The organism is Streptomyces sp. NBC_01717 (assembly GCF_036248255.1).
Taxonomy (GTDB): domain Bacteria; phylum Actinomycetota; class Actinomycetes; order Streptomycetales; family Streptomycetaceae; genus Streptomyces.
Genome location: NZ_CP109178.1, coordinates 4,620,095 through 4,632,224, shown reverse-complemented (window position 1 = coordinate 4,632,224; position 12,130 = coordinate 4,620,095). Strand labels below are relative to the sequence as shown.

The 12,130-nt window shown below is 70.7% G+C and carries 11 protein-coding genes and 1 pseudogene; 6 read left to right on the top strand and 6 right to left on the bottom strand.

The genetic code is table 11. The features are described from left to right. Window positions 1-201 precede the first annotated feature (201 nt). Both OHB49_RS20965 and OHB49_RS20960 read left to right on the top strand, forming a co-directional pair. Window positions 202-1,764, top strand: coding sequence for a DEAD/DEAH box helicase (locus tag OHB49_RS20965; protein ID WP_329162137.1), 1,563 nt, complete (start codon window positions 202-204; stop codon window positions 1,762-1,764). A 53-nt stretch (window positions 1,765-1,817) separates the two neighbouring features. Beyond that, window positions 1,818-2,126 (top strand): SCO5918 family protein, encoded by a 309-nt coding sequence (locus OHB49_RS20960; protein ID WP_329162136.1) that lies wholly within the window; start codon window positions 1,818-1,820, stop codon window positions 2,124-2,126. 88 nt (window positions 2,127-2,214) lie between these two features. Here OHB49_RS20960 and crcB (OHB49_RS20955) read toward each other — a convergent pair whose 3' ends face one another. The 4 genes from crcB (OHB49_RS20955) to OHB49_RS20940 form a co-directional block, all read right to left on the bottom strand. Beyond that, entirely contained in the window at window positions 2,215-2,589 is a 375-nt protein-coding gene (crcB, locus tag OHB49_RS20955) for a fluoride efflux transporter CrcB (protein ID WP_329162134.1), read from the bottom strand. Beyond that, window positions 2,586-2,987, bottom strand: coding sequence for a DUF190 domain-containing protein (locus tag OHB49_RS20950; protein WP_329162132.1), 402 nt, complete (start codon window positions 2,985-2,987; stop codon window positions 2,586-2,588). Before OHB49_RS20950 ends, crcB (OHB49_RS20955) begins: the two co-directional genes overlap by 4 nt. Beyond that, window positions 2,984-3,445: a fluoride efflux transporter CrcB gene (crcB, locus tag OHB49_RS20945; RefSeq protein ID WP_329166568.1), complete on the bottom strand. Its 462-nt coding sequence runs from the start codon at window positions 3,443-3,445 to the stop codon at window positions 2,984-2,986. The genes OHB49_RS20950 and crcB (OHB49_RS20945) overlap by 4 nt, the downstream gene beginning before the upstream one ends. 314 nt (window positions 3,446-3,759) lie before the next feature. Next, complete coding sequence (locus tag OHB49_RS20940) at window positions 3,760-5,142, bottom strand: glycosyltransferase family 39 protein (protein WP_329162130.1); 1,383 nt, start codon at window positions 5,140-5,142, stop codon at window positions 3,760-3,762. 524 nt (window positions 5,143-5,666) lie between these two features. On the opposite strand from OHB49_RS20940, the gene OHB49_RS20935 reads away from it, so the two are divergent. Both OHB49_RS20935 and OHB49_RS20930 read left to right on the top strand, forming a co-directional pair. Continuing rightward, complete coding sequence (locus OHB49_RS20935; protein ID WP_030972647.1) at window positions 5,667-6,404, top strand: polyprenol monophosphomannose synthase; 738 nt, start codon at window positions 5,667-5,669, stop codon at window positions 6,402-6,404. 196 nt (window positions 6,405-6,600) lie between these two features. Further along, window positions 6,601-8,118 (top strand): alpha/beta hydrolase, encoded by a 1,518-nt coding sequence (locus OHB49_RS20930; protein ID WP_329162127.1) that lies wholly within the window; start codon window positions 6,601-6,603, stop codon window positions 8,116-8,118. A 36-nt stretch (window positions 8,119-8,154) separates the two neighbouring features. Here OHB49_RS20930 and OHB49_RS20925 read toward each other — a convergent pair whose 3' ends face one another. Both OHB49_RS20925 and OHB49_RS20920 read right to left on the bottom strand, forming a co-directional pair. Next, window positions 8,155-8,520 carry a PH domain-containing protein gene (locus OHB49_RS20925; protein ID WP_030931508.1) on the bottom strand — a complete coding sequence of 122 codons (366 nt, stop codon included), beginning with the start codon at window positions 8,518-8,520 and terminating at the stop codon, window positions 8,155-8,157. Window positions 8,521-8,655: 135 nt separating this feature from the next. Continuing rightward, a pseudogene (locus OHB49_RS20920) lies at window positions 8,656-9,273 on the bottom strand (phosphoribosyltransferase); the annotation flags it as partial. Between the two features lie 101 nt (window positions 9,274-9,374). Between OHB49_RS20920 and OHB49_RS20915 the strand changes: the two are divergent. Both OHB49_RS20915 and dacB read left to right on the top strand, forming a co-directional pair. Then, the gene (locus OHB49_RS20915) at window positions 9,375-10,175 is read left to right on the top strand and encodes an HAD-IIA family hydrolase (protein ID WP_329162125.1); all 801 of its coding nucleotides are present in this window, start codon (window positions 9,375-9,377) and stop codon (window positions 10,173-10,175) included. A gap of 197 nt (window positions 10,176-10,372) precedes the next feature. Further along, window positions 10,373-11,986: a D-alanyl-D-alanine carboxypeptidase/D-alanyl-D-alanine endopeptidase gene (dacB, locus tag OHB49_RS20910; RefSeq protein WP_329162123.1), complete on the top strand. Its 1,614-nt coding sequence runs from the start codon at window positions 10,373-10,375 to the stop codon at window positions 11,984-11,986. Window positions 11,987-12,130 lie beyond the last annotated feature (144 nt).

The window sequence follows — 12,130 nt, the reverse complement described above, 5'->3', positions numbered from 1 at the left end:
CCAGCTCGTTGCTTTTTCCGGGCCCGCCACCGTGCGCCGCCCCCCAGTCCCTGTGACGGACACGGTTTATCCGTGTCGGACACGGCTCATTCTTCGCAGCCGGGCTTCGTCAACGCATTTCATCGGCCCGTTCTTGCGATTCCTGCGCCGCTCCGCCGCAGCGAATTCCTCGATACGCGCCATATCGAGGAAGGGTTCTGCATGAACCGCACAGCTCGCACGAACGACCGTTACTCCCGCAGCGGCGGCTTCCGCTCCCAGGCCGGCAGCGGCCAGGGCGGCCAGAGCCGCTACGGCGCCCCGGGCCGCTCCGGCGCCGGTTCGCGTTCCGGTTCCGGTGGTTACGGCCGTCGGCCCGCCGCCAAGCAGGGCGAGTTCGCCCTGCCGAAGACCATCACCCCCGCGCTGCCCGCCGCCGAGGCGTTCGCCGATCTGGACCTGCCCGCGCCCCTGCTGGCGGCGCTCGCCACCGAGGGCGTGACCACGCCGTTCCCGATCCAGGCGGCCACGCTGCCCAACTCGCTCGCCGGGCGCGACGTCCTCGGCCGTGGCCGCACCGGCTCGGGCAAGACGCTCGCCTTCGGCCTGGCCCTGCTGGCCCGTACCGCAGGCCGGCGCGCCGAGCCCCGCTCCCCGCTGGCCCTGGTTCTCGTCCCCACCCGGGAGCTGGCCCAGCAGGTCACCGACGCGCTCACCCCGTACGCCAAGTCGCTGAGGCTGCGCCTGGCGACCGTCGTGGGCGGGATGTCGATCGGCCGGCAGGCCGGCGCGCTGCGCGGCGGCGCCGAAGTCGTCGTCGCCACGCCCGGCCGGCTCAAGGACCTCATCGAGCGCGGCGACGCCCGCCTGGACCAGGTCACCATCACCGTCCTCGACGAGGCCGACCAGATGGCCGACATGGGCTTCATGCCGCAGGTCACCGAGCTGCTCGACCAGGTGGCGCCCGAGGGCCAGCGGATGCTGTTCTCGGCCACCCTGGACCGTAACGTCGACCTGCTGGTCCGCCGCTATCTGCACGACCCGGTGGTCCACTCCGTCGACCCGGCGGCCGGTGCGGTCACGACGATGGAGCACCACGTGCTGTACGTCCACGGCGCCGACAAGTACGCCACCACGACGGAGATCGCGGCGCGCGACGGCCGGGTGATCATGTTCCTGGACACCAAGCACGCCGTGGACAAGCTCACCGACCACCTCCTCAACAGCGGCGTACGGGCTGCCGCGCTGCACGGCGGCAAGTCGCAGCCGCAGCGCACCCGCACCCTGACGCGGTTCAAGACCGGGCACGTCACGGTGCTGGTCGCCACGAACGTCGCGGCCCGCGGCATCCACGTCGACAATCTCGACCTCGTCGTCAACGTCGACCCGCCGAGCGACCACAAGGACTACCTGCACCGCGGCGGCCGCACCGCCCGCGCCGGCGAGTCCGGCAGCGTCGTCACGCTGGTGCTGCCCAATCAGCGCCGTGAGATGACCCGCCTGATGGCCGACGCGGGGATCACCCCGAAGATCGCCCAGGTCCGCTCCGGCGAGGCCGAACTGAACCGGATCACCGGGGCGCAGGCCCCGTCGGGTGTACCGGTCACCATCACGGCACCGGTGACGGAGCGCGCCAGGAGCGGCGCGTCGTCGCGTGGCCGCCGCAGCCGCCCGTCACAGGCGCGCCGCGCGTCGGCCGGCACGTCCACGTCGCAGTCGTCCTCCTCGGCCCGCGGGGGGAGCGGCAGTTCGCCGCGCAGGTCCTCGGGCAACCGCGCGGCCTGAGCCGGACTCGGCCCACTGATCCCGTTCCTTCTCTTCAACCCCGTTGAGGCACTATGCGCTGCGTCATCGCCCGCTTCCCCTTCGACCTGTTCAAGAGCGAGGTCATGGAATCGATGAAGGGCATCAAGCCGGAGCCCGTCACAGGTGATTCGGTGGTCATCGGCCGCCGGGTCTATCCCGTCAAGCAGGTCGGCGAGGTGATCACCCGCCAGGACCGCCGCGACTTCACCTCCGGCGAGGTGACCCGCGCGCTGACCCGTCTCGGCTTCACCTGCCGTACCGCGGACGTGCCCGTCCCGGCGACCGCGCCGACACCGCTCGAGGCGGCGTCGGCGATGCTCGGATCGGCGACGGCCGTCTGACGCCTGGCGGGTGAGAGGCACGAGGGCCGGGGGGCCGGGACGCACGTCCCGGCCCCCCGGCCCCTTCGCGCCTGCGTCCCGAACGGACCTACGCCCACAGCCCATCGGCGACCGCGACCCCCGCGAACACCGCGCCCAGCCCCGCCACCACGCTCGCCACGACATTGGCCGCCGCGTAGAACTTCGCCCCGTCCTCCGCCAGTCGCAGCGTCTCGTAGCTGAACGTCGAGTACGTCGTCAGCGCCCCGCAGAGCCCCGTACCCACGAAGAGCTGCACCTGTGACGACGCCGCGCCGGCCGCCACCGCTCCGGTGAGCAGGCCGAGCACCAGGGAGCCGGCCACGTTGACCGTGAACGTCCCCCACGGGAAGACCGTGTCGTGCCGGGACTGGACCGCCCGGTCGGTCAGATAGCGCAGTGGTGCGCCGATCGCCGCGCCGGCGATCACCAGCAGCCAGTTCACCGGCTCTCCTTCCGGCCGGGGTAGTGGATGACCTCGCAGTCGTCCAGGACCACCACGCCTTCCCCGATCACCTCGTCGACGAGCGGAAGGAACGCGCGGATCCGCTCCTCCGTGTCCACGATCACGACGGCCACCGGCAGGTCCTCGCTCAGCGACAGCAGCCGCTGGGTGTGGATCATCGACGAGGCGCCGAACCCCTCGATGCCCCGGAACACACTCGCGCCCGCCAGCCCCGCCCGGTGTGCCCGGTGCACGATCTCCGCGTAGAGGGGTCGGTGGTGCCAGCCGTCGGACTCCCCGATGAGGACGGTCAGGCGCAGACCCCGTTCGGTCGCCCTGGCCTCCCCGGTCACCCTGCTCTCCTCGGTCTCGTGCGTCTCCTCGGCCTTCCTCGTCATGGCTGCCTCCACGCCAGCACGCGGCGCGTCAGCCACACCGCACTCCACACCGCGGCCAGCGCCGCCAGCAGGGTCAGCCCGAGATACGCGATACCTGTACCGGCCCGGCCGGCGTCCACGAGCCGCTCGATGTCCACGGCGTACGTGGAGAACGTGGTGAACCCGCCCAGCACCCCCGTACCGAAGAAGGGCCGCACCAGCCGGTGCACCGACCGGATATCGCTGATGATCGCCATGAACACGCCGATCACCGCACACCCGATGACATTCACCAGCAGCGTCGTCCAGGGGAAGCCGCCCGGCGGAGTCGTCCAGATCAGCGAAGCCCCGTAACGGCCGCACGCCCCGAGCACACCACCGAGGGCGACGACGGCGACGACGGGCCACTGCCCGCCGGACGACCGCCGTCCGGACCACCGCCGCCCTGACCGCTCGGCCCGTTGCTCGGGTACGGACATGGCGGCCTCGGCGTCGTCGGGTTCATCCGCCGCGGATCCCCAGGACCCTGTGGGTACGGGGGACATGTGGGGCTGCTGGGCTCCCATGGGCATACGTCTCCTACCTGCCGGGTGCCCGTACGCGGGCACACTCCATCGCAAGTAGGGACCGTTGGCGGCACTGCTGCCGCGGTTCGGGTACGGCGGGCCCCACCGCCGCGCAGCAACCGTCAGTCACCATCACAGTCCCTGCTCGCACCAGCGTATCGTCCGCGTGTGCGCCCCGCCCGGCGCAGAGGCGCCGGATGACCGGCGCGTGGCCGGGCGCGGCCGGGTCAGCACCTGCCCGGCCGCGCGTACAGCGTGACCTGGCCACCCTTGGCCTGCACGCGGCGGCAGACGACGAATTCCTGCCGCAGGATGTCCCGCTTGACCGCCTCCTCGGGAAACGCGTCCTCCGGCTGCCCCGGCGGATCGGTGAGCGCCACGATCCGGTCGAACGCGCGCAGCCGGACCCGGATCCGGTCGGCGGGGAACTCGGTGCCTTCAAGCGTGTTGTCGGCCTTCGGGCCCCGCTGCAGGGCCAGATCGGCCAGGCCCCGGAAATCGTCCGGGTAGGAGAGGGCCCATTCCCTCCGTCGTGCCGGCATGAAGAGCACACCGGCGTCGTCCGACGCCATGGTCCGCACCTGGGCGGCGATCGCGGTGACGTCGTCCTTGCGGCTGTCCGGGGTGCGCATCTGGAGTGTCACCGGGAGGAGAGCGACGACCACACCGGCCGCCGCGGTGCCGAACACCACGGCCCGTGACCGGGACGCCGTCGGCCGGGCGGTCCGTCCCGCGGTGTCCCACAGCCGGTCCACGGCCACACCGATGAGCAGGGCCAGGGCGAGCTGGGAGTAGAGGACGTAGCGGTCCAGGTACATCGGGTCGTAGAGGGAGGCGAGGAGGAGCGTGGCCGTGGGCGCGATCAGCAGCGGGAGGGCCAGCCTGACCAGACGGAGCACGCCCGCCCGAGCCCTCGTACCCGAGGCCGGTTCCGCCGGCCTCGTCGCGTACCCGGCGCAGAGCACGCCGACGAGGGTGACGGCCGCGACGACGAGCCATTCGCCCGGATGCGGCCACCCGATCCAGGAGACCTGCCCCGACTGGCCCGCGGACCGCAGGGCGAGCGGGGCGACCGCGACCACGGACAGCCCTGCGGCGACCGCCCAGGACCGCATCAGCGCACGGGGCAGCCGCGAGAGGTACAGCGTCAGGCCGTGGGCGGGCAGGGCGAGGACCGCGAATTCGTGGAGCCATCCGGCGGCGACGACGGTGAGTGCGTACGCGGTCCAGCGCCGGTGGGAGGAATTGTCGACGGCGCCGACGAGCAGATAGGTGGAGAGGGCGATGAGCGCGCACACCATGGCGTAGGAGCGGCCCTCCTGCGCGTACATCTGGACCATGGGCAGGAGAGCGAAGGTGAGACCGCCGATGAGTCCGGCACGGGGGCCCACGAGGCGGTTTCCGGTCGCCGCCACCAGAAAGGCGGAGACGGAAGTCGCGAGCACCGACGGGAGCCTGAGTGTCACGAGGCTGTCGCCCCCCACGGCGAACAGCGCGTGCATGAGGAAGTAGTAGAGGCCGTGCACCGCATCGGCATTGCCGAGCAGATGCCAGATCTCGGAGAGGCTTCTATGGGCGACCTGGTACGTCACCGACTCGTCGCGCCACATGGAGTTTTCGCGACGGATCCCCCAAAGGCCCATCAGCAGTGCCAGCAGCGCGGGCAATAGGCCGGCCCGGTATCGGGACAGTGGTGCGGAGCCCCGTTCCGGACCTGGTTCGTGACGCCTCTCGGGACGGCGCGTCGCGTGCAAAGCGGCCGGAGTCTGCGGAAGGTTGATGGCGCACTCCGATTCGGCGGCGAAAGGGTGCAACGGACCCGGGTCTGCGCGCCCGTCAGCGTACCCAACACCCGTGAAGTCCGGGAAGAGTCAGCGATGTTCCCGCACGCGGGTGCGGAAACGCGACGGCCTTTTTCATCGATTCGGACCCTTGGAACAACGGCGTGCTCGCGTATCGACTTCTGCCGGACCCGTATCTCCTCGGCGGGCGGCAGGGAGCTTGCGGACGGGCGGCCGGTGCGATGCGCATAACTGTCCGGATGACTCGCAGAGGCGCCGTTCCCGACTGCTAGGCTCGCGCGGATCAAGAGCGTGAATCACCAGCAAATGCCTGAGAGCGCAAGGGAATGGTCGTGGAGAAGACTTCCCCGAAGGTCGTGGTGGTCGTCCCCACCTACAACGAGCGGACGAACCTGCCCATCCTCGTCGATCTGCTCACGGATCTGCACGTACCGAACCTGCATATTCTTGTGGTGGACGACAATTCGCCCGACGGCACGGGCGAAGTCGCGGACCGGCTCGCGACCGAGACCTCGGGCATGGTCGGCGTTCTGCACCGGACGGAGAAGAACGGGCTCGGCCGCGCGTATGTCGCCGGTATGACACGCGCGCTCGAAGAAGAAGCGGACGTCGTCATTCAGATGGATGCCGACCTCTCCCACCCGGCCTCGGTGGTCCCGCTCATGGTCGAGAAACTCTTCGCCGACGATGCCGCCGTCGTGATCGGCTCCCGTTATGTGGAGGGCGGTTCTCTCGCGACCGAGTGGCCTTGGCACCGCAAGGCGCTCTCCGCCTGGGCGAATTTCTACGTCAACGCGATTCTGCGGCTGCACGTGAAGGATGCCACGGCCGGTTTCAAGGCATGGCGGGCGGACGCCCTGAAGGCGATCGATCTGCCGTCCATCCGCAGCAACGGATATTCCTTCCAGGTGGAGATGAACTATCGGACGGTCAGGCGCGGACTGGGAATCGTCGAGGTGCCGATCAGATTCGAAGAGCGGGTCAACGGCGAATCGAAGCTCGGGCTGCGCGTACAGATCGAGTCGGCGATCGCACCGTGGAAGCTGCTGTTCGGCAGGAGGAACGGCTGACTTCGGATCGCTCTCCGGGCGGCCGCACGTGGTGGATCGTCCCGCTGCCCTGGCTACCGGTGGGCGCCGGGCCTTCCCGCCCCGCGGCCCGGTCCGGCACTCGGGTGACCGCCCCCGAAACCTCGGGGGCTACCCCCACCGGAGCCGTGACGCCTGCCGGATGGGAAAGGGGATTCCGCTCAACAAGCCTTGTCCCATGACCACTTACGGCAATCGGGCCCTGCTTCTCGTGCTCTCCGCGACCGCCGTCGCCACGTCCCTGACAGCGGCCACCGCCCCGACGGCCCAGGCCGCACCGGCGAAGTCCGGCACTTCTGTCCCCGCCCTCACCTGGCGGCCCTGCGACCGGCCCGGCGGACCCGCCGGGCAGGAGTGCGCCGACCTGCCCGTACCGCTCGACTACGCCGACCCGGCCGGTCCGCAGCTCACCCTCGCCGTCTCCCGTCTGCGCAGTGACCGTCCCGAGGCGAGGCGCGGCACGTTGATCGTGATCCCCGGCGGCCCGGGCAGCGCCGGGGTGCAGCGGCTGACGCAGAAGGGGGCGGCACTGCAGAGGGAAATGGCGGGGGCGTACGACCTGGTCGGCCTCGATCCGCGCGGGACCGGCGGCAGTACGCGGGCGAACTGCGGGCTCGACGAGGGCGACCGGTACATGACGAGCCTGCGCTCCTGGCCGGAGCCGGGCGGTGACATCACGGAGAACGTCGCCCGGTCCCGGCGTACCGCCGAGGCCTGCGCACGCAACGGGGGCGCCGTGCTCCGCAGCTTCACCACGGCGAACGAGGTGCGCGACATCGACCGCTTCCGGCAGGCGCTGGGCGAGGAGAAACTGTCGGCGTGGGGGGTCTCGTACGGTACGTACGTGGGTGCCGTGTACGCGCAGAAGTACCCGCAGCACACGGACCGTTGGGTGCTGGACAGCAGCGGGGACCCCGACCCGGCCCGGGTCGCGCGCGGCTGGCTGGCCAACATGTCGCAGGCGGCGGACGACCGCTTCCGGGACTTCGCGGCCTGGGCGTCGGATCCGGCGCAGGAGGCCAAGGGGCTGCGACTTGCCCGACGGGCCGAGGACGTACGGCCGTTGTTCCTCTCCGTGGCGGCGGAGCTGGACCGAGAGCCGAAGGCGACGACCACGGCGGGCGTCGCGCTGACCGGCAACCGGCTGCGGCAGGCGCTGCAGAGCGCTCTCTACAGCGACGCCTCGTTCGAGCAGACGGCCCGGCTCGTCCTGGCGGCCCAGGACCCGGCCGCCACACCGGTTCTCCCGGCCGATCTCGCGAACCCGCTGCCGGACCAGGACGCCGCGGTCATGGTGGCTGTCATCTGCAACGACGTGCGCTGGCCGGCATCCGTCTCCTCGTACCGGAGGGCGGTGGCCGCGGACCGGGAGCGTCACCCGCTGACGGCCGGGATGCCGGCCAACATCACGCCCTGTGCGTTCTGGAAGGACGCACCCGCCGAGAAGCCGACCAAGATCACCTCGGAGGGCCCGTCCGACATCCTGATGATCCAGAACCTCCGGGACCCCGCGACCCCGTACTTCGGCGCGCTGAAGATGCGTGAGGCCCTGGGCGACCGTGCGCGGCTAGTCACGGTCGACCACGGGGGGCACGGCGTCTACCTGGGCAACGGCAACGCGTGCGGCACGGGCAAGGTCACCGAGTTCCTCACGACGGGGGCGCGCCCGGCGGAGGACGCGTACTGCGCGGACTGAATGGACCGAGCAGCCGCCCGCGCAGCCGGCGGGACCCTACTTCGCCACGAACTGGGTGAGGATCGCCTGCACCTCGTAGATGTCGACACCCTTGGTGAAGGTCTTCTGGATCGGCAACGAGGTGCCCGAGACCCAGATCTTGAGCTCCGCGTCGAGGTCGAACGTGCCGGCGGTCTCCACGGCGAAATGCGTGATGCTCCGGTACGGCACGGAGTGGTACTCCACCTTCTTGCCGGTGATCCCCTGCTTGTCGACGAGGAGGAGACGCCGGTCGGTGAAGAGGATGGTGTCGCGTATCAGCAGGTACGCGGCGTGCACCTGCTCGCCCTGGCCCAGCAGCCGCGCGAAGTCCTGCTGCGCCGTCGCCGTATCGATGGTGTGCGCGTTCCCGAACAGTGCCATGTCGGCCCCCCATGTACTTGAAGTTGCATGTTTTTCGCACTGTATACGGGTCTGTACGGCGGCACGCGTGAACCGGTGCAGCGGGTCCGGGCGGCTCCACCCGGCCCCGCATGGATCAGCGTGGCGCTACGCCTTCAACAGGGAGATGACTTCCTCGTCGGAGGTCTGGGAGAAGTCCCGGTACCACTCGCCGACGGCCGAGAACAGAACCGGAGTGGAGAGGCAGACGACCTCGTCCACCTGCGTACGCAGCCAGGCCACCGTGTCCGCGGGAGCCACCGGGACGGCCAGTACCACGCGGGCCGCGCCCTGTGCCCGTACGACCTGGCAGGCCGCCGAGGCCGTGGCACCGGTCGCGACCCCGTCGTCGATCACGATCGCGGTACGGCCGTCGAGCGCCAGCCGGGGCCGGTCGTCACGGAACTGTTCGGCCTGCCGTACGAGCGCCGCCTGCTCGGCGCGCTCGACGGTGGCGATGTCCGTGGGACTCAGTCCTCCGCGGCGGACGACGTCGTCGTTGATCACCCGCACACCGCCCTCCCCGATGGCACCGAAGGCCAGCTCACGGTGGTACGGGACACCGAGCTTGCGGACCACGATCACGTCGAGCGGGGCGTCGAGCGCCGTGGCGACCGCCGCGGCCACGGGAACCCCGCCGCGCGGCAGACCCAGCACCACGGGTTTCTCCCCCGCCAGATGCCTGAGCGCTTCGGCGAGGCGCTGCCCCGCATCCGCGCGATCGGTGAACAACACAGTGGCTCACCCCCGACCCAGGGGAGACAGTGACCACGTACGTGCCTACTTCGAAGCAACCCCATGTGCGGCGGTCCCGCAAGTCGGCGACATTCGACGGTATGGAACGAAACGGAGTGTCCGGAGCGGCCCTGATCGACATCGACGGCGTGCTCACCGTGGACTGGCAGCCGTTGCCCGGCGCTGTGGCGGCCATGGAGCGGCTGCGTGCCGCCGGACTCCCGCTCGCCCTGGTCACCAACACCACGTCCCGCACCCGCGCCCGCATCGCCGCGAAACTGGCCGGGGCGGGCTTCCCCATCGGTGAGGACGACATCCTCACCGCACCGTCGGTCACTGCCGCGTATCTGCGCGAGCACCACCCCGGCGCCCGGTGCGCGCTGCTCAACAGCGGCGACGTCCGCGAAGACCTGGCGGGCGTGACACTCGTCGACGTGGCGGAGGGTGCCCCGGGGGACGTGGACGTGGTCGTCGTGGGAGGCGCGGGCGACGCGTTCAGCTACGCGGCCCTCAATGCTGCCTTCCGCCACCTCCAGCGCGGCGCCAGGCTGATCGCGATGCACCGGAACCTCTACTGGCGCACGTCGGAAGGGTTCGACCTCGACACCGGGGCCTTCCTCCCGGGGCTGGAACGGGCCGCCCGGGTCGAGGCGGAAGTCACCGGCAAGCCCGCCGAGGCGTTCTACGCCACCGCGCTGGCCCACCTCGGCGTCGTCGCGTCCGAGACGCTGATGGTGGGCGACGACATCGAGACCGACGTACTGGCGGCGCAGCGCTTCGGTATCACCGGCGTACTGGTCAGGACCGGCAAATACCTGCCCGAGACACACAGGTCCGCCACCGGCACCCCGGATCACGTCCTGGACTCCTTCGCGGACCTGCCCGCGCTGCTGGGGCAGTGAGCTGCCTGCGGGCGGCGCCGGAGGGGTGAGCCGATACCCCCTCGCGACCATACGGGCGCATCCGGCCGCCCCGTCCCGCGACCGTCCGGGGGACCCGCTCGCCGCGCCGAATCGTTCCACCCCTCACGGCCCATAGCCTCGAAGCACCCTTTTCGGTCCCTGTGAGCACCGCGAACCACACACCACGTGGAGTCCGCATGTCATCAGCCATCACGCCAGGCCGGAGCAGCAGCCGGAACAGTCAGCGTGTCCTCACCGTCCTCGGCCTCCTGCTCGCCGGCAGTGTGGCCGCGTTCGGCCTTGCCTGGGTGACGCCGTCGAAGGAGCTGGCCGGCCTCGACCCGCGCATCGCGTCGATCATGCACAAGCCCTACTACCCGCATGCCCAGTGGGGGATGTTCCAGCAGAACCCGGCGACCGGCGAGATCGTGCAGACGCGCTCCGCCGACCAGTTCTTCATCCCCGGGTCGGTGGCCAAACTGTTCAGCGTCAGCGGCACCTGGCACACCCTCGGCAGCGATCACCGCTTCGTCACACCGGTGCACGCCGTCGGAAAGCGCCAGGGCGCGACCCTCACCGGGGACCTGGCCCTCGTCGCCCAGGGCGATCTGACCCTCGGTGGCCGTACGCGTGCGGACGGCACCGTCGCCTTCACCGCCATCGACCACACCTACGCCGACGACGTTCCCGGAGCGACCCTCACCCCGCAGGACCCGCTGGCCGGCATCGACCGATTGGCCCAGCAGGTGCGCGACTCGGGTATCACCAAGGTGGTCGGCGACGTGATCGTGGACGCGCGGCTGTTCCGTTCCGACCCGGAGCTCGATCCGACCCCGACGCCGCTGATCATCAATGACAACGTGATCGATCTGCTCACCACCGCCGGCGACGGTCCGGGCGCGCCGGCCCGGCTCGACTGGCGTCCGCGGGTGGCGCCGTACGCCGTGTCGTCCACCGTCCGTACCGTCGAGGCCGGCAAGCCCACCGACATCACGGTCAAACCCTCCGCCGACGGCACCCGCATCAAGCTCTCCGGCACCATCGCCGCCGATTCCGACCCGGTCCTGCGGGTGTCGGACATCCGTGATCCGAACACCTTCGGCCGTACTGCCCTGATCGAGGCACTGAAGCGGGCCGGGGTCGAGGTCACCGCCAAACCCGTGGGGCCCAACCCGGCCGGCCGGCTGCCCCGGTCGTACGGGGGCGCGCCGGAGGTGGCCCGGTTCACTTCTCCGTCCTACGACGAATACGCCCGGCTCATCCTCAAGGTGAGCCACAACCTCGGGGCGAATCTCGGGATCTGCCTCATGGCTGTCAGCACGGGCAGTTCCCGGTGCGCCGACGGCTTCCCCGTGTTCGCGAAGTTCCTGGACGTCGCCAAGGTGGACCGTAAGACGGTTCAGCTCTCCGACGGCCGCGGCGGCGACCCGAGCGACCGCACCACGCCCCGCGCCGTCGCCCAGATCCTCACGTACTGGCAGGGCACCTCCGACGCGACCCGCTTCCGGGAGGCGCTGCCCACGCTGGGCGTCGACGGGTCACTCGCGTTCTCCTGCCGGAGCTGCCCCGCCCGCGGCCTGGTCTCGGCCAAGACGGGCACCGTCGCGGGTGGCGACCTCGTCAACGACCGGCTGGGCGTGGGCGCGGAGACCATCGCCGGGTATCTGGAGACCGGCAAGGGACATTACGACGTGTTCTTCGCCGGGGTGAACGGTGCGTCGGCGCCCGACATCAAGGGCGTGCTGGCGATCGGGAACGACATGGCCGACATCGCCGCGTATCTCCAGGAGGGCCCGAGCGGCGCCTCCTGACGCCGCCCGGGGAACCCTGATGCCGGGGCCCGTCCGGTCTGCGCCATGACTCGCGCCGGCGGTCGCCCATGCGCATGGAACCGCACCGACGGCGAAGGCCCCGACCGGCGAACCGGTCGGGGCCTTCACCCGAGGGAGGATGCG